The 17,261-nt window shown below is 49.8% G+C and carries 13 protein-coding genes, 1 tRNA gene and 1 riboswitch; of the genes, 6 read left to right on the top strand and 8 right to left on the bottom strand.

All coding sequences use genetic code 11. The features are described 5' to 3' along the window. The 7 genes from BLQ24_RS08650 to BLQ24_RS08615 form a co-directional block, all read right to left on the bottom strand. Positions 1 to 3,789, bottom strand: a 3,789-nt coding sequence (locus tag BLQ24_RS08650) for an InlB B-repeat-containing protein (RefSeq protein ID WP_176755903.1), incomplete at its 3' end; no start/stop codon positions are given. A 157-nt stretch (positions 3,790 to 3,946) separates the two neighbouring features. After that, a riboswitch (cyclic di-GMP riboswitch) is annotated at positions 3,947 to 4,029 on the bottom strand. A 267-nt stretch (positions 4,030 to 4,296) separates the two neighbouring features. Next, positions 4,297 to 4,926, bottom strand: coding sequence for a lactate utilization protein (locus tag BLQ24_RS08645; protein WP_090164561.1), 630 nt, complete (start codon positions 4,924 to 4,926; stop codon positions 4,297 to 4,299). Between the two features lie 209 nt (positions 4,927 to 5,135). Further along, a complete protein-coding gene (locus BLQ24_RS08640; RefSeq protein WP_336433281.1) occupies positions 5,136 to 5,603 on the bottom strand; it encodes a low molecular weight protein-tyrosine-phosphatase in 468 nt (155 codons plus the stop codon). A gap of 984 nt (positions 5,604 to 6,587) precedes the next feature. Continuing rightward, entirely contained in the window at positions 6,588 to 6,872 is a 285-nt protein-coding gene (locus BLQ24_RS08635) for a hypothetical protein (protein ID WP_090164559.1), read from the bottom strand. A gap of 668 nt (positions 6,873 to 7,540) precedes the next feature. Further along, complete coding sequence (locus tag BLQ24_RS08625) at positions 7,541 to 9,676, bottom strand: VapE domain-containing protein (protein ID WP_090164557.1); 2,136 nt, start codon at positions 9,674 to 9,676, stop codon at positions 7,541 to 7,543. Positions 9,677 to 9,687: 11 nt separating this feature from the next. Beyond that, positions 9,688 to 9,888, bottom strand: a complete 201-nt coding sequence (locus BLQ24_RS08620) for a hypothetical protein (RefSeq protein ID WP_090164556.1) — start codon at positions 9,886 to 9,888, stop codon at positions 9,688 to 9,690. Then, on the bottom strand, positions 9,889 to 10,098 hold the full coding sequence (locus tag BLQ24_RS08615; protein WP_090164555.1) for a hypothetical protein: 210 nt from the start codon (positions 10,096 to 10,098) through the stop codon (positions 9,889 to 9,891). Positions 10,099 to 10,261: 163 nt separating this feature from the next. Here BLQ24_RS08615 and BLQ24_RS08610 point away from each other — a divergent pair, with 163 nt between their 5' ends. Genes BLQ24_RS08610 through BLQ24_RS08600 form a run of 3 tightly spaced genes read left to right on the top strand, consistent with a single transcriptional unit; the run spans position 10,262 to position 12,520 of the window. Next, positions 10,262 to 11,209, top strand: a complete 948-nt coding sequence (locus tag BLQ24_RS08610; RefSeq protein WP_090164554.1) for a helix-turn-helix domain-containing protein — start codon at positions 10,262 to 10,264, stop codon at positions 11,207 to 11,209. Beyond that, a complete protein-coding gene (locus BLQ24_RS08605; protein ID WP_176755902.1) occupies positions 11,169 to 12,254 on the top strand; it encodes a tyrosine-type recombinase/integrase in 1,086 nt (361 codons plus the stop codon). Before BLQ24_RS08610 ends, BLQ24_RS08605 begins: the two co-directional genes overlap by 41 nt. A gap of 38 nt (positions 12,255 to 12,292) precedes the next feature. Next, on the top strand, positions 12,293 to 12,520 hold the full coding sequence (locus BLQ24_RS08600) for a hypothetical protein (RefSeq protein WP_143004282.1): 228 nt from the start codon (positions 12,293 to 12,295) through the stop codon (positions 12,518 to 12,520). A 160-nt stretch (positions 12,521 to 12,680) separates the two neighbouring features. Here the strand turns inward: BLQ24_RS08600 and BLQ24_RS08595 are convergent. Continuing rightward, positions 12,681 to 12,756, bottom strand: a tRNA-Arg gene (locus BLQ24_RS08595). A 184-nt stretch (positions 12,757 to 12,940) separates the two neighbouring features. Here BLQ24_RS08595 and purB point away from each other — a divergent pair. The 3 genes from purB (at position 12,941) to alr (ending at position 17,099) form a co-directional block, all read left to right on the top strand. Next, entirely contained in the window at positions 12,941 to 14,377 is a 1,437-nt protein-coding gene (gene purB, locus BLQ24_RS08590) for an adenylosuccinate lyase (protein ID WP_090164551.1), read from the top strand. Between the two features lie 86 nt (positions 14,378 to 14,463). After that, the gene (locus BLQ24_RS08585; protein ID WP_090164550.1) at positions 14,464 to 15,756 is read left to right on the top strand and encodes an adenylosuccinate synthase; all 1,293 of its coding nucleotides are present in this window, start codon (positions 14,464 to 14,466) and stop codon (positions 15,754 to 15,756) included. A 191-nt stretch (positions 15,757 to 15,947) separates the two neighbouring features. Continuing rightward, positions 15,948 to 17,099, top strand: coding sequence for an alanine racemase (alr, locus tag BLQ24_RS08580; RefSeq protein ID WP_242869626.1), 1,152 nt, complete (start codon positions 15,948 to 15,950; stop codon positions 17,097 to 17,099). Positions 17,100 to 17,261: the final 162 nt, after the last annotated feature.

Genomic DNA, 17,261 nt, shown 5'->3' with positions numbered 1-17,261 from the left:
CTGGAATCCTTCCACACTCTGCTTTTCTCCGGTATAGGTCTTCTCTTCCTTGCTGCCCCGGATCGTAACCGTCGCTTCCTCCTGCTTGCTGATCGTAAGCTTTCCCGGTTCTTTCGTGATTTTGTAGTTCTTCGTGACATCCGCCTCTCCGGCCTTGACCTTCGCTTCACCTGTGAATTTTCCTTCATAGGTTCCGGCATCGGTTCCGGTTGCAGCGTACGTGATTCCCTTGAGTTCATGTCCGCTGATCAGTCCGTCTGCCTTGATGCCGTCCAGCGTATGCGGATTTCCGTCATACGCTATGGTGCCGCTTTCACCGGTCAGGGTGAGGGCCTTCTGATTGATCGTCAGGCTTCCGTCTGTAACCTGTATCCTAATCGTGTACTGGTCTGCCATTTCCCCGGTGATGCCAAATGCTCTCTCCGAGAGACCCATCGGGTATGTCCCTGCATCCGTTCCGGCTGCTTTCGCTGTCTCCGAGCAGTTCATCACTAACCCTGCCGGCAGACCGATCCGCCACTGATCACTCAACTGATCACTCAACCGGTATGTGACATCATACCCTGAAACGGATCTCTCTGTGCCATCATAGATCACTGTATCGGATTGTCCCGTCACCCGGATTTCCAGTTCCTTCTTCTTCTCCCACTGTGCATAGAGAACGTTTTCTGTGGTGTTATCCACAACGACGCTGTCTCCCGCATGGAAGGAGTTCCCGCTTCCGTCCTTCCATCCAGTGAAATAGTATCCCTCCGGTGCTTCGAAAATCGATCCGCTCTGCAGGCTGAATTCCGTGTTGTTGGACAGATCGGTCTTCCCGTTAACAATTTGCAGACGATCCGGCGGAGTCGTATCGCTGCTTCCGGCCGGGTAATTCGCCTTGTATACCAGTGTGGTCGTCTTGGAGGTTTCTCCATACTGGGCGTACAGGATAAGATTCTCGCCGACCGTCACCCGGTCTCCCGGATAATAGGTTGTTCCGGTGCCGTCGGCTTTCGTGTTCCAGTTCAGGAATACTTTCCCCTGCGGCGGTGTAATCGCAGCTCCCTCCTGAATATCCGCATGGGCTTCTTTCGAATAACTCTTCGGATCTGTGACAAGGCCTTCGCCGCCGTTCACGTTGTAGGTCACTGTGTACCGTGCAGTACTGAGGTAGTACGGATAGAGATCAAGGTCCCCGTGGATCTTCGTGTTGAAATTGAAGACGGTGTAATTCTCTCCGTTCTTCACCGCCCAGCCGATCCACTTGCTTCCGTCCGGAAGTTCAACATCCCCCACCTGGTCACGGGTAATAGTCTTATCGTAATCAACATCAATGGTCTTTTTTACGTTCCCATCCACATCGTGAACAGACACTCTATAGCTTGGCGCTGTCCACTTTGCGTACAGTGTGATGTTGTCTGCCGGCATCTTTTTTTCCCAGAAATCGAACGCATCGCCGGCATAATCTTTGTTATCATACCAGCCCTCGAACACATACGCCTCCGGAACACCGGTCGGGCGCTCCGGTTCAAATCCTGCTTGCGAAATATCCGCTCCATACTTGAACTTCTCCGACTTCTTTTCATCCCCGTTGATGAAATTAATGTCATAGGAATTTCTTTTGTATTTGAAGTTTACTGCGTATGTATACCATCCATCATCTTCTTCGAAGCGACTTCCGTCCTTCACATTATTGGTATAGGTAAAACCATTGATGTCATAGTGGTCTTCTTTTGTGGTTGACCACTCTGTATTTTTTGATTTGAAACTGTCCGTATGATCTAATGTATATTTCCCGTCCAGCCCCTCAAGCCAATACTTCAAATTAAACGTAAAATATCCATCCTGGTAAACATAGTAAAACACAGCTCCATTCAGAGGCATGGTGGAAATACCGGACTGATACGGTTGTTCTCCTTCTCCGAACTCTCCCCTCTTTGTTCCCCAGATCTTGGATTCATTTTTCGGCCACTGACTGGAGATATCCGCACCATACTTGGCAGTGATTCTATATTTTTCCAATTCGTGCCGTCTCTTGAAAAACTTTACACTGTACTCCTCACGATCATAGTACACATTCACGATCGTTGCGCCGTCTCCCCGGATGGTCTCCTGTCGGATTGTTTCCTTCAGGTGGAATCCCGGATATTCTTTCGCTGCTGCCGCCGTTGTGTCTCCGGCAGTGCCCGAAAGATCCTCCGATTCCTTATAACTGTACCCGTCATCATTCGCATTCTGCTGCCAGTGGATAACAAGGTATTTCACATTCTTCTTCGCTGTCCAGCGTGCATGCAGTGTCAGATCTGCCGGAAGTCCGTTTCCGAATTCGTATTCCGTGCCCCCGGTTTCGGCCGCATACCATCCGGCGAACGTGTATCCCGGTCTGGTCGGCTTCGCTGGCGCCCCGGTCTTTCCGGACGCACTGACGAACTGCGGCTGGATATAGGACGCACCTGCCCCGGTCTCGAACGTAATATAGTGTCCCTTTTCGATTTTCGGGTACAGCTTCACGTTTTCTCCGGACAGTTCTACTCGATCGACTTTCTGAGTCAGAGTTTTGTCCGTATACCATCCGGTCACCGCCTCATCAGAACTGATCGGCAGGATCACGTCGGATGTCTCGATGCTGTCCTCCTTCACGCCTTCCCGGGTCAGGAATACCCGGCCGTCTTCTCCGTTCGAATCATAGAAGAAGACATAGTGCTTCTCTTCGAAAACCGGATACAGATCAATCGTTTCCGTACTGGAAACCGAAGCTGTCCAGGACTTCTCTGCTCTGAAATCAACCGTATTTCCCGAAACGTCCTTCGACCATCCGCGGAAAATGTATCCGGATTTCTCCGGCGTTTTCGGTGCATATAATGTTTCACCGTCCTTCACTTTCTGGGTGTCCAGAATATTCCCGTCACTGTCATAGAACTGATAGGTTCCGATGGCAGGATTCTTCTCCGATCCCTCTCCGGAAATAACATAGATCGAGAAGGACTGCGCACTGAACGCAGCGCCTTCCGCCTGCGCACTGCCGGAAACGACCGATACATCCCCGCTGTCGGACTGATGCAGCACCCGGAACGTCTCTCCCCGAAGCTGTGCATCCAGTGAAAGCGTCACGGAAACCCGCTGTCCGTCTGCCGGCTCGATCTCCTCTCCGGCACGGTTTGCGAAACTGATGTCTACGCCGACCGCATCCGAAACCACGGTGTCCTCCGATACAGCCTTCTCCGCCGCATTTCTGGCCACGCTGTCGGATACAGCAGATACCGTCATCCTCGTTCCTTCCGGGAACACGCCTTCCGAAACGGATGCACGGACAGAAACGCCGTTCGAAGCCGAACCGCTGAACTGCTGCGCCGGCATTTCTTCCTTCTCCAACGCCTCTACCTTTTCCTTCTCGCCGGATTTCTCTCCGTCGGATTTTTCCTCATCAGATTTCACTTCGCCGGCTTTTTCTTCCTCAGATTCCACTTCATCAGACGCCGTTTCCCCGGAAACCGCATCTTTCTTCTCCGCTGCGGAAGAGGAAGTTTCCTGTTCTTCCGACGCTGCTTTCTCCTCGCCGGATCCTTCGGACGCCTGCTGAATCTGGTTCGAAACGTCCGTCTGCGCCGCCTCCTGCCCGGAAGAAGCTTCCATCATCTGCTCCGTCTGCTGCTCTGCCTGGGCATCTGCCTGCGGACTCTCCGCAAATGCAGAAAACCCGCTGAATGTGTACAGCATCAGGACCATCGCTGTCAGCAGCAATACAGAAACCCGCCTCACAATCGGAGAACGACATCGTTTCTTCGTTCTGTGTCTCTCACTCCTCATACATTACCTCCTTCGTTCCTTCCTTCAAACTCCCCGGTTAATTCAAGATAGAACAAACAGCATGACGGTTTCCAAAAATCAAAAAACCGCCATCGCAACAACGAATGGCAGCTGGCTGTCTCTCCCCGCGTGTAGAATTGGATTGCACGGTATTATCTATCGCAACTCGTCAGAAAACAACGGTACAGAGACCCTGTAGTTTTGCGTCCCGGCCTCGCGGCCGGTTTGCCTTTCACATTTTCGAACGAATCAGACTATCCGATACTCGACACGATTCCCATCATCAACAAACATCGCATATTCTGTTCGTTCCTCTTGTTCATATTATGCATTTTTTCTGACTATTCGGCTACAGAACTGGCACGAGTTGAGTCTCCGGCGGCACGAGCTGCATCTCATGTTTTTCAGAAGCGGCCGGGCAGGAAGACAAAAAGAAAATCCGGCCCGCAGGCCGGATTTTCTGCTCAGAGCAGGTATGTACAGTGAAATAACCTCGTATATTATTACCTAAAATCCCAGCTCGTCGTTCACCAGCACCACGTTGATGCGGCCCGGGTGCATGGAATACCGGGTGATCAGCATCTGGCAGCAGATCGTGGTCGGGGACTTGCAGTCGAAGCACTTTCCCGTCTTCTTGCACGGCGTGTCAATGTTGAAACGCTGGGCATTGGCCGTAGCCGCCACGTTTCTTGCCCGTTTCATGGCGCTGTCCAGGTCACTCATCACCTTGTTCATGCTGACGATGAAGACCACCTTCTTCGGGCCCTGGGCGATGCAGGAAACCCGATTCGCATTGCCGTCGATATTCACCAGAATGCCGTCATCCGTCATCGCATTCGCACTGGACAGGAAAACATCCGCATCGTAGGCCAGCAGCATGGCCTTCCGCTTATCTTCATATTCATCTCTGTCGATGAAATTGTAATTGCCCGCCTTCAGCGCTTCCACCGCGCCGATCTCATGGGCACTCATGCAGCCTCCCATGGTAACGGTGCTTCCCTCCGGGATCAGGTCCATGACCTGCTTCAATGCCTCTTCCTTCGTTGCCGCATAGTAACCGGTCATGTTCCGGGACTTCAGACCCTTGATGACGGTTTCCGCCAGCAGTTCGTTTCTCCTCCGCAGATTCTGATCCATCTGTATTCTCCTTCTGTTTCTCCGTTTTTCAATGTTTTTCAACGACTCTTTCACATCTTCCGCAGTTATTACGCTGTGCCTTCATCGTTCGCAGCCTGCGCCGGCCTTCCGGACCGGCTGCCGGCTCCGCCGCAATTTTCCGGAATCAGTATACCATATTCCGGAAAATCCGGGCGGCCTCCCCGGCATTTTTTTGTCCTTCCGCGCACTCACGGCCTGACTGTGCGAAGCGCCTCCAATAATCCCCGGCACCCCTCCGTAATCTCGGAAGCACAGAGGTCGAAATTCCGTGTATACCAGGGATCTTCGATCTTAGCATCCGGGCGATCTGTATATTCCATGAGAAAGTGCACCTTGTGGTCCGGATCATCACCCAGAATCCGCCGCATATAGTACGCATTCTCCTCATCCATGCCGATCAGCAGATCGTACTGATCATAATCTTCTCTGCGAAGCTGCCTCGCACGGTGTGTTCCCACGGGCACAGAGAGCCGGCGCAGGGCCCGTTCCATCGGCGGATAGATCGGACTTCCGATCTCCTCTCTGGATGTTGCCGCGGAATCCACGAAAAATGGGCGGTCCAACCCGCTCTGATACACTAAATTTTCAAAGATGTACTGGGCGGATACGCTGCGGCAGATATTGCCGTGGCAGACGAAAAGTATCGATTTTTTCAAAATTCCCCTCCTAAGCAGAAAGCCCTGCAGCGCCGAAGTTCAGCGGCTGCAAGGCTTCATCATTGCACTGCCCCAGAGGCGATTCGAACACCCGACGCACGGTTTAGGAAACCGACGATAAATGTGTATTTTCCAATGCTTCCGCGGTGCGGTGTCGTAGGGGGTGTCGTATGCTGAAATAATTTACTCGTATTTTTGCGGCGCTCTTATTTCTCTTTTCATCCTGAAGAGGGGCGGCTGAGCTTCAGCGGAAACCCCTGAAATAGCTCAGAAAGCTGAGTTATTGGGCCTTCTGTAGTGAGATGTAAGCGGCTTTTATCAGTTTATCGATAAATTATAAGCAACAACCATAAAAACAGCTTAGAGAGTGAATATGAGCGTTACAAGCGATTCTGCTATAAACGAATAGTTTTTTTCTATTCTTGAACGCTTTTCAGTAAATCATACTCAATAAATGTTGAATGCTTCCAGATCATCCCTCTGTTTCTGCTGTGAAAACGTGTAATTTATTACTTCTTTTCTCCCAGCCCATATCTTTCTCTAATAAGGTTCAGGCGTTCTTCTATGTTACTTATATTCATAGCAGCTTTTTCTATCTGGTACTGAAAAAACTTGTTTTGCAATACTCCGCTGAAACGCTGGGATGCTTCCACAGCATTTTATCTTCCGCAATCTTATTGATCGTATATATTGCGCTTCTAAGTTCATCCACACTCTCACAAAACGGAGCATACTCATGTGTATTTATGTTCATTTTCTCTTCTCCTTCTGTCGCGTGTGTGTCGCGGGAATTGATCCGGTTAAATGCACGCTTTTTAATGCATAAAAATGTAGAGTTTTGTATTATTAATACATGAAGAGGGGAGAATCCGTAACGACACACGAAAATAAAAATTCAATTTTTGGAGCCAAAAGATGGGCCTTCCGCGCCCCGCATGGGTGTACCCTGTGAACAGTACCTTTTGTTCCTATAAAGCAGGGTTGCTAACTCAAAACCCCGGCTTCTATGTTCTGTGGGTTTCCAACTTTATCCCATTCTACACGCTGTGCGGCTATCAGTCCTAACCCCGCAAGTGCTTCAACTGTCATTGACTGCAGGGCCGCTAATTCATCCTGTGGCTGCTTTTCCTCTTCATGTTCCAGAAGGTCTGCAGCATAGCATTCAATAGCCTGTTTAAATGTTTTCCTGATTATCTGTCGGCCTTTATCATCCGTCTGCATCATCATATCTTCAAGCAATGCGTTCATCGCTTCTGTTTCCTGTGTCATTTTCTTTACTCCTTCCTGCTAACAGATACGATCTGCTATAAGCTCTAAAGAATCCGGAATTGCTTCCAGATCCTCTGTAACGGCTTCCAGTTTCTCAGCTATAATCTCTTGCTGCTCTGCTATTCTCTGAAACGCACATTTTTTAGAAGGTGCATCATACAGGGCGCAAACCTCAGTACAAGAGTCAAAAGAACTATTGAAACGCCCTGTGCGAATTGGACACATCATAATAGGGTTTTCCTTTCTATTCAGTTTATATCTGGTTATTATTTGGTGCTATATATCTAATAACGGTTGGGCCGTGCCGCTCTCTTTACTCAAAGGGGGGGCGCGGCGGCGGCCCGGATCCGGATTAAAAGACAGTAACGCGCATTAGCTAATGTCATTTGCTATTGTTTCATACTTTGTTGAAATTCCAATGGTTTCAGCCTATTAACACACTAAGCACACTAACTTTTCCTTAACCTTTTTTATATTTTGTATGCTGGCTATACCGCCCTACTCTTTAATTTTATATATAAGGTTATAGGAAATATTACTGTTGTTACTGTCTTTTAGCCTTGCAAACATTGAAATTCCAACGTTTTAAAGCACACTATCATGAACACTAACATGAACACTATCGTAAAATCAGGCCTTCAGCTAATGTGTTTTGACCTCTTCAGCGTTTAGATATCACTGAAATCACATTCACGCTCCCATGTAACTCTTCTTTTTCCGCTCTTCTTTGCTTTCCGGGGCGTTCTGGTACGCTCCCAGCCCGGGAGATTGTCCATGATAGCTGTAATTCTGTTAGAATCTGATCTTTTACAGTCGCTGTAGTTTCCTTTCCCCAGAGCATACAGCCACAGATCCTCTACACTTATTTGCTCCGGCCTGTCATTAGAGAGAAAGCTAATGATTAATTCCTTGTATGGATCAACTTCTCTGAACTCTTCCTGAAGCATAGCGGCTTCCTGTACACTCTCTTTCGGAAGAATCAGCGCGGGCTTGTTGTGCTTATACTTGTACAACGCCTCAGCCCATGCCTGTTCAAAAATTTGCTGTACTTTCTCAGGATCCTCAAACAGCGACAGTTCGGGCTTTCCCTTTCCGACTTCTACAGGGAGAAAGCGGCGGTTCCCGGAAACATCTGTCAGGAATGATAATGAATTCGTAGTGCCGCCAAATACACAGCGGCGCTTTCTGTATTCTGGGCGTTTGTCATAAGGCACCCGGTAAATATCTTCCTGTCTGGTAAGAACAGCTTTAACGGCTTCCACATCTGAAGATTTCCTGATTGCGCTAAGCTCTGGAAGTTCAATGATCCATTTTTTAGCGAGAAACTCAGGAAATTTAGGAGAATCAAAAGGCGGGAGAGAATCACCAAACCATTCACCATTCAATGCCAGCCTTTTAAAAAAGGTGGATTTTCCTATTCCCTGTGGGCCGGCTAAAATCGGGCAATAATCGAATTTTGTGCCGGGAGAGTAGGTTCTGGCTATTGCTCCAAACATGAAGAGGGTTAACACGTTAGCCTGATATTCTGTAGGCTCAGCTCCTAAAAATTTAGGAAGCAGCCATTTAATACGCGGCTCGCGGTCCCACTCCGGAAGGGCATTCAGGCGCGCGCTGATTGGATTAAAGTGATTTTTTCCCGTTATCATAGCAAATGCGTCATCATACAGGCACGAAACGTATAAACCGTAAGTATCTTGTATGTATGATCTGACATGTGCATCATCTTCCTCTTTCCAGGGGCCTATAGTATCTTCCGGATCTTTCCACGGAAGCTCCCCACAGTAAATAGGGGCACAGGCCAAATCATCATATTTAATCTTCTGAGCAAGTACAGGATCACGCTCCATGATTAGTCTGTAATTCGTTGCGGTTTTTGCTATTTCGATGCCGTGTTTTGTATGTTTCATGCTAAGGCCCAGTGCCTCGCCTCTTGCGAAAAAAGGGTTGCCTTTTTCGTACTTAAGAGCGCTTGAAATAGCATGATCCAGCTCAGCAAAATTAAGCGGTTCGCCCCCTGTAAGGTTGTCGTTTGCTTCTCTTACGTTTTCCCGGATTTCATTATCAGGTTTTCCTTGCGCCTGAAGGGAACAAGCATACTGAAAGAGTGTATATTCTCTTGCACCTTTTTTTATCGTATCAGGGAGCTGAAATTGTCCTGAGAAGCCTTCTGTCTCTGTGCTCCCGGCCTTGTTGTTTTTATTCTTTTTCAGAGTGAGTGCCAGCAGAGTATATACAGCCTCATTTGCCTCTGCTATCGGGGCCGCGCTTTCAAGTTCCGTTTCTCCTTCTCCGCCTGGATCCAGCTCCCACTGATATTCTTTTCCGGTCTGTGGGTGAATGCTGGGCGGAACGATGCAGCCAGCGCCTTTTCCTCTGACATCTACCCCCGGAAGAACGTTTACAGCACTTTTGTATTTTGTGTCTGGGCGGATCTTATAGAATCTTCCTTCACCCCCGCCACCTGTTAACATTGTCAGAGTATCCGGAAACCTGAAGCCGTGTTCCTCTTCAAATCTTCTGAGCGTTTCAGGCCCATCCGCTTCATCGTTATGCCGGTCAAGATCTATTTCTATAACCTTGCTTCCATCTTCCAGCAGAAAGCCCATACAGGCGAAAATACAGCGCTTTTCAATATTACCTCTACATCTTTTGATGTACTCATTGATATCAAGAGTGCCTTTTGCCGGTCCATATATCGGGCGCTTTCCGTTTCCATCCTCTTCAACTTCTCCCAGAAGATATGTCGGTGTAAGAGGAACACCATAATGCATGTACTCTTTTACAGCAGCTGTTATCTTCGTCATATTTCACCCCCCTACTGCTGCAGCTCAATAATCCGGTCTGCTACGTCCGCACAGAAGTACTTCTTCCCATTGCGCGGGAGCTGGTACAAATACTGATCTATACTGTGCGGATCAGAATATCCCAGAAAGGCCGCCACCTGTTTACGATTGATAAAGGCTGCTCCGCCTGTGATCTTCTTCATCTCAGCAACTAAATCAGTTCTTCTGCTCATTTATTTCACTTCCTTATCCTCTTCATCCGGGAACACATCTTCAGGATCCATCTCTAAGGCCTTGCTGATTCTGTGCTTCCATCCGTCGTAGAACTTCCGGTCTCCGCGCACAGCAGAATAAATATCTGAAGGCTGAATTCCAGCGTTTAACGCGGCGCGATACATTGAAATTCCTTTCTCTTTCAGTACGTTCTTAAAGGTATCGTACATTCGTATTCCTCTCTTTCTTCTGTATTTTTGAAGTATATTAGCTTGACACGCGTGTCTTACTACTATTACTATAGTCATAGAGTAGGGGGTATTTAAAGTTCTATTCGAAATGAAAAAATGTGCTATTTAAAGCATGCTAAGTAGTATTTGAAAGGCTATGTTCATGAAATATGGAAAATTAGATCAGAAGCAATTCGGAAAGCGCTTTCAGGAATGCAGAAGGCGAAAATACTCTTCCGTAGAAAAGTTTAAAGATCAACATCCGGAAATAGAGCCACAGACAGACACAATAAAGCGATGGGAACAGGGGCGCGCTTTCCCTCGTAATACTAATGATTTACTGGCTGCCTGTGATGCTCTTGATGTAGATGTTGATTATCTGCTGGGAAAACAGAAGAAGAGAACGAAAGAAATAACAGATATAGCTGCAGAAACTGGTTTATCAGAGGAATCTATTGAATGGCTTAAAGGCTCTGTTAATGCCGGCCCATATCATGGGGCACATGATTTCATTGATTACGCCTTATCTCATGGGCTTTTTGACGTTGCTAAATCCGTAGACAACATATACAAGCGGGATCAGTCAATGGATGAAACTCTTTTCTGGCTGCTCCCAGAACAGATCAAAACAATTGTTGATGATAGTATTCTTCCTTTTGATCCAGATCGTGAAGCTATAGGGCTGTTTAATCTGGATGAGCGGGCTATAGCTGAGCGGCTCTGTGATCTTGTTGGAAAGGATGAAGCATTGCGCCAGCAGATACTGAAGAGGTGCAAAACCATTAGAAAATCAGGCGAATATGCTTTACTTAAAGTAAATATTCCTGGTGTAATTGATCATCTTAAATTGTATGGAATTGCTGAAGATGTTGCGCGCTTGCGGCTTCCGGCTGTATCGGATTCTGTTGTAGATGAAATTACTCTTATCTATAACACTACCTGTATTTGCTCTCATCTTCACGCGGTCCAAAAAGCGCTGGTACCAGCAAAACGCTTTTCTATAACAGAGAAGTTTAATGATATCATCAGGGCTTATCTCACAGAGAAGGCCCAGAAAGGAGAAAAAGAAGATGCCGAAAAAGTACAAGTACACTCTCGACTTTACATTTGAAGGGAAGCGCTATAAAGTCAGAGCGAATTCTCAGCTAAAGCTGGGAGAGAAGAAAGCGAAAAAGATTGAAGAGCTGAAGCATGGGCGGAAGGTTGTTTCCGGTGATATGCGGCTGAATGTATGGGCGGAAGAGTGCGTGAATACTTATAAAACACGCCAGAATCCTGTTACGCGGAAGAAATACGTACAGAGGATGAAGAGCACAATCCTGAATGAAATCGGTGATTTAGCGCTGAAAAAGATCAGGCCGCTGCATTGCCAGAGAGTGTTAAACCTTCAGGCCGGTAAATCTCCCACACAGATCAATGAAGTATACAACACTCTGAAGTTCCTCTTCAGTCATGCTTACTCTAATCATCTGATTTCTGCAGATCCTACTCTGGATCTGGCTAAGCCAGCCGCTAAGAAGAGAGAGCACAGGCGCGCGTTAACGGCTGCAGAGCGGAAATACTTCCTTCAGGTGGGAAAAACGGACAGGCGTTACTATTTGTATTTGCTCATGATTCTGTGCGGCTGCCGGCCTTCAGAGGCTGCAGAGTGTCAGGGCCGCGACCTGTTACAGCATAACGGCGTGAATCTGCTGCATATACGCGGAACAAAAACAGCCAATGCAGATAGAACCGTACCTGTTCCCGCTGAACTCTGGGTGCTGATCTCTGGTACTAACCCCTTTGAGTATATCGCATGTACACGTGATGGAAATAAGATTGACGTGAGCGCGCGGCGGCGGATCTGGCATTCCTACTGTAGACAGATCAATATTGCCATGGGCTGCAGAGTGTATAGAAATGAGCTGATCCCGCCTTATCCTCTCGCGGCGGATATTGTTCCATATTGCCTCAGGCATGAATACTGTACTGATCTGGCACGTAATGGGGTAGATATCAGGATTGCTCAGCGGCTTATGGGCCACTCTGATATCAAGTTAACTGCTAATATCTATACGAACTTACAGAATGATGATATCTCTAAAATTGCGGAACAGATCCCGGGCTGTGGACCAGAGGAAAAAGCTGAGAAAGCCACAGGGACAGAGAAAGAATAAAAAGCGGACCTGAAGAGGGAATGAAAGGAGCTTTAATCATGCGTAACATTAAAAGATCAATTGACCAGTACAAGAACACATTCGAAAAGAAGAGAAACAAGGAAGGCGCGTTCTATTCGAGTGACATTCAGCAGATCATGGATATGAGCGCTAGTAATTTTGACCGTATATCGAATGCATTAATGGCCGGCTTTATGATTGGCTATAGAAAAGGCCGGGAGCATGAAGCAAAGAGAAAGCCTCTTCATGTATCTGAATCTGTATAGAATTGGCTCTGGGTGTCGTAGGGTGTCGTAGCGGGTGTCGCAGTAAAATCAATTTTTTTTCACAAAAATACACCCTTTTGTAACATATGTTAAAAAATAAAGAGGGTAAAGAAAAAGCCTGAAAGCATTGATTTTCTAATGTTTTCAGGCTTTATCTCTATGGTGCCCCAGAGGCGATTCGAACACCCGACGCACGGTTTAGGAAACCGACGCTCTATCCCCTGAGCTACTGAGGCACAGCACCCCGTCCGGGGTACTCCACCATTATACACGAAATTTCCCGCCGGCGGAAGATGTCGGACCCAAATTTTCGATCTCCGGGGCGGTTGAAAAGAGCAGGCCGTAATGCTATAATTTTGTGTGCGATTTTTTGTGGAAAATCAATGTTTTTAGACAGCAAGCATATGGAGGATTGTGAAAATGGCAGACAGAACCAGCTACACGAGCCCACTCTCGACCCGCTACTCCAGCCCGGAGATGAAGTATCTCTTCTCGCCGGAAATGAAGTTCCGGACCTGGCGGAAGCTCTGGATCGCCCTGGCAGAGTCCGAGCACGAACTCGGCCTGGACATCACCCGGGAACAGATCGACGAACTGAAAGCACACCAGGACGATATTAATTACGAAGTTGCGGAAGCACGGGAGAAGGAAGTGCGGCACGATGTCATGTCCCATGTCTACGCTTACGGACAGCAGTGTCCGACTGCGAAGGGCATCATTCATCTGGGCGCCACGTCCTGCTACGTGGGGGACAACACGGATATCATTATCATGTCCGAGGCCCTGAAGCTGGTCAAAAAACAGCTGGTGAACGCGATCAGCCAGCTGGCGAAGTTCGCCGACGAATACAAGGATATGCCCACACTGGCCTTCACCCACTATCAGCCGGCCCAGCCGACCACCGTGGGCAAGCGTGCCACGCTGTGGCTGAACGATCTGGTGATGGATCTGCAGGATCTGGAATACGTTCTGGGATCCCTGAAACTGCTGGGCTGCAAGGGAACCACCGGCACCCAGGCTTCCTTCATGGAACTGTTCAACGGGGATCATGAGAAGTGCAAGGCACTGGATCAGAAGATCGCAGAGAAGATGGGTTTCTGCGCCTGCTATCCGGTTTCCGGTCAGACCTATTCCCGGAAGGTGGACAGCCGGGTGCTGAATGTGCTGGCAGGGATTGCCCAGTCTGCACACAAGTTCTCCAACGATATCCGCCTTCTCCAGCACATGAAGGAAGTGGAGGAGCCGTTCGAGAAGCACCAGATCGGTTCCAGCGCCATGGCATATAAGCGGAACCCGATGCGTTCCGAGCGGATGGCTTCTCTGGCGAATTACGTCATGAGCGACGCCATGAATCCGCAGATCACCGCAGCCACCCAGTGGTTCGAAAGAACCCTGGACGATTCTGCGAACAAGCGGATCAGCGTGTCTGAAGCATTCCTGGCCACGGATGCAATCCTGAGCCTTTACATTAATATTTCCGAGAATCTCGTGGTTTATCCGAAAGTCGTCCGGGCCCATCTGATGGCCGAGCTGCCGTTCATGGCAACCGAAAACATCATGATGGACGCGGTGAAGGCCGGCGGCGACCGGCAGGAGCTCCACGAGCGCATCCGGCAGCTTTCCATGGAGGCCGGCAGAACAGTCAAGGAGGAAGGGAAGCCGAACGATCTGTTAGACCGGATTGCGGCGGATCCTGCCTTCAATATAACGAAAGAGGCTTTACAGAAGGTTATGAAGCCAGAGAACTATGTCGGCCGCGCACCGCAGCAGACAGCTGAGTTTCTTGACGGGGTCATAAAGCCTATTCTTACGCAGAACTCCGACCTGCTTGGTATGGAGCCTGAAATCAACGTATAGAGACAAAATGAATCGGCGGTCCGGCCCAGGTGCGGGACCGCCGTTCACGGCACGGTCGCTGTACATCTAAGAATGGGAGGAAAAGTATGGTAAAAGCTATCGTAGGCGCCAACTGGGGCGATGAAGGAAAGGGAAAGATCACAGACGTACTGGCACAGGACGCCGATATCGTCGTCCGTTTCCAGGGAGGAGCGAACGCAGGTCATACAATCAAGAACAAGTACGGCAAGTTCTCGCTTCATATGGTTCCCTCCGGCGCATTTAATGACAATACCACCTGCGTGCTGGGAAACGGCGTGGCACTGGATATCGAGAAATTCGTCCGGGAACTGGACAGCATCGTGGCCCAGGGTGTTCCGGCACCCCACATTCTGGTTTCCGACAGAGCCCACGTTGTGATGCCGTATCACATTCTGCAGGACGGATATGAGGAAGAGCGCCTGGCAGGCCATGCGTACGGCTCCACCAAGTCCGGCATTGCGCCTTGCTACTCCGACAAATATGCGAAGATCGGCTTCCAGGTCAACGAACTGTTCATGGACGAGGAACCGCTGATGCAGCGGGTGAACAACGTCTGCACCATCAAGAACGCCCTCTTCGTCCATCTTTATCACAAGCCGGCGCTGGTTCCGGAAGAAGTCTATCAGACGATCCTGAAACTGCGGGAAATGATCCGTCCGTATGTTGCCAACACGGCGGCCTACCTGAGCCGGGCAGTGCGCGAGGGAAAGACGATCCTGCTGGAAGGTCAGCTGGGAACCATGAAGGATATCGACCACGGCATCTATCCGATGGTCACCTCCTCCAATCCGATTGCCGGTGCAGGCGGCGCCGGTGCGGGCGGTATTCCGCCGTATGAAATCAAGCAGGTTGTGGCGGTCACGAAGGCCTATGCCTCCTCTGTGGGCGGCGGCGACTTCGTCACCGAGCTGCACGGAGAAGCGGCGGACGAGCTGAGAAGACGGGGCGGCGACGGCGGAGAATTCGGCGCCACCACCGGCAGACCGAGAAGAGTGGGCTGGTACGACTGTGTGGCATCCCGCTACGGCTGCATGATCCAGGGTGCCACCGATGTGGCGCTGACGGTTGTGGACCCGCTGGGATATCTGGATGAGATTCCTCTGTGCATCGGCTATGAGATGGACGGAGAAGAGATCCGGGACTTCCCGCATGTCACCGATCTGGGCAAGTGTAAGCCGATTTACAAGATGATGCCGGGCTGGAAGTGCGACATCACCGGAATCCGCAAGTTCGAGGACCTGCCGCAGGCATGCCAGGACTATGTCAATGAAATCGAGAAGCAGATCGGGTTCCCGATCACCATGGTATCCAACGGCCCGTCCCGGGACGACATCATGGAGAGAACGCCGCTGCTGTAACAGCGAAACCGGCCGGCGGCGGGCGCACGCCCCCGCCGGGTCATGATATAATCCATGTTCTGATTTCACGATTACTTCCGTTTATGCTTAGAAATTTTCAAAACTTTCAGCATTGAAGCGGGCGGGAATCGGTTATATAATAGAGTTTGTAATGAGTTGAGAGTCAATTCATTTGTGTGAGAGGAAGGTGCATGACTATGTATAAGGAAGCGCTCAGACCGGCATGGGTCGAGATCAATCTGGATAACCTGCGTTACAACATCCGCAGTATTCAGGAGAAGGTCGGCGAAGGAACGAAAGTCGTCGGCGTTGTGAAGGCAGACGCCTACGGTCACGGCAGTGTGCAGGTCGCACAGGTGCTGCGGGAGGCAGGCATTCAGATTTTCGCTGTTGCCACGCTGACGGAAGGAATTACCCTGCGGGAAGCAGGCGCTGAAGAAGACATCATCTGCCTGGGACTGACACCGGATCTGTATGCGGACACGGTGGCGAAGTATGACATCATCCCGGCGTTCTGCAGTTTCGAAAACGCGAAGGCTTTCAGCGAAGCCGGTGCGGAGCTGGGGAAGACCGTCCGGGGCATCATCGCAGTGGACACCGGCATGGGCCGGATCGGATTCCAGTATGATGATGTGGACAACGCAGCAGAGCAGCTGCTGGCCGCCCAGGATCTTCCGAACTTCGAGATCTACGGCATGTTCTCTCATTTCTGCACGGCGGATGCCACGAACCTGGATTTCACCCGCATGCAGCAGGAAAGATATACATCCTTCTACGAAGGCATCACCGGAAAGGGTGTTCAGGTTCCGATGAAGACGCTGGATAACAGCGCCGGTATCATGAGACTCCCGGAGACTTACTTCGATGCCAGCAGAGCCGGCATCATTCTGTACGGACTCTATCCATCCCAGGAAGTGGACCCGGCCGACCTGTCCATCAAGCCGGTCATGTCCGTGAAGGCGAACATCGTTCACCTGAAGGAAGTCGGCGAAGGCTTCTCCTGCGGTTACGGACGGAAGTTCATCGCAGAGAGACCGTCGAAGATTGCGACGCTGAACCTGGGATATGCAGACGGTTATCCGCGTCCGTACTCCCCGGTGGGAAAGGTCATCGTGAACGGCGTGGTATGCCCGCTGGCAGGCAACATCTGCATGGACCAGTGCATGGTAGACGTCACCGACGTTCCGGATGTGGAGCTGGGCGATGAGGTCATCATCATGGGCACAGACGGAAAGAACATGATCTCCGCCGACGACATTGCGGATGCCACCGGCACCATTAACTATGAAATCACCTGTGCCTTCGGCCAGAGACTGCCGAAGGTATTCGTAGAGAGCAAGTAACCGCTCTCCCTGAAACAGCAGAAAACACAGCGGATGATGAAGAACCAACGTGAATCGGTAATGGATCATCGACCGCTGTGTTTTTTATTTCTTGTCTATAGACAAAAAAATCCCGGGAATCCCGCTCGCCCCCGCCCGGCAGGAAGGCTGGTACAACCGGAT

This window comes from Eubacterium pyruvativorans, assembly GCF_900102225.1.
Taxonomy (GTDB): domain Bacteria; phylum Bacillota; class Clostridia; order Peptostreptococcales; family Anaerovoracaceae; genus Aminicella; species Aminicella pyruvativorans.
This window is presented reverse-complemented; position numbering and strand designations above follow the sequence as displayed.

Coding starts and splice junctions, on each gene's coding strand:
- BLQ24_RS08645 (WP_090164561.1), bottom strand. CDS start 4,926: ATGGATCAGAATCTGCGGAGGAGAAACGAACTGCTGGCGGAAACCGTC.
- BLQ24_RS08635 (WP_090164559.1), bottom strand. CDS start 6,872: ATGACACAGGAAACAGAAGCGATGAACGCATTGCTTGAAGATATGATG.
- BLQ24_RS08625 (WP_090164557.1), bottom strand. CDS start 9,676: ATGACGAAGATAACAGCTGCTGTAAAAGAGTACATGCATTATGGTGTT.
- BLQ24_RS08620 (WP_090164556.1), bottom strand. CDS start 9,888: ATGAGCAGAAGAACTGATTTAGTTGCTGAGATGAAGAAGATCACAGGC.
- BLQ24_RS08615 (WP_090164555.1), bottom strand. CDS start 10,098: ATGTACGATACCTTTAAGAACGTACTGAAAGAGAAAGGAATTTCAATG.
- BLQ24_RS08610 (WP_090164554.1), top strand. CDS start 10,262: ATGAAATATGGAAAATTAGATCAGAAGCAATTCGGAAAGCGCTTTCAG.
- BLQ24_RS08605 (WP_176755902.1), top strand. CDS start 11,169: ATGCCGAAAAAGTACAAGTACACTCTCGACTTTACATTTGAAGGGAAG.
- BLQ24_RS08600 (WP_143004282.1), top strand. CDS start 12,293: ATGCGTAACATTAAAAGATCAATTGACCAGTACAAGAACACATTCGAA.
- purB (WP_090164551.1), top strand. CDS start 12,941: ATGGCAGACAGAACCAGCTACACGAGCCCACTCTCGACCCGCTACTCC.
- BLQ24_RS08585 (WP_090164550.1), top strand. CDS start 14,464: ATGGTAAAAGCTATCGTAGGCGCCAACTGGGGCGATGAAGGAAAGGGA.
- alr (WP_242869626.1), top strand. CDS start 15,948: ATGACTATGTATAAGGAAGCGCTCAGACCGGCATGGGTCGAGATCAAT.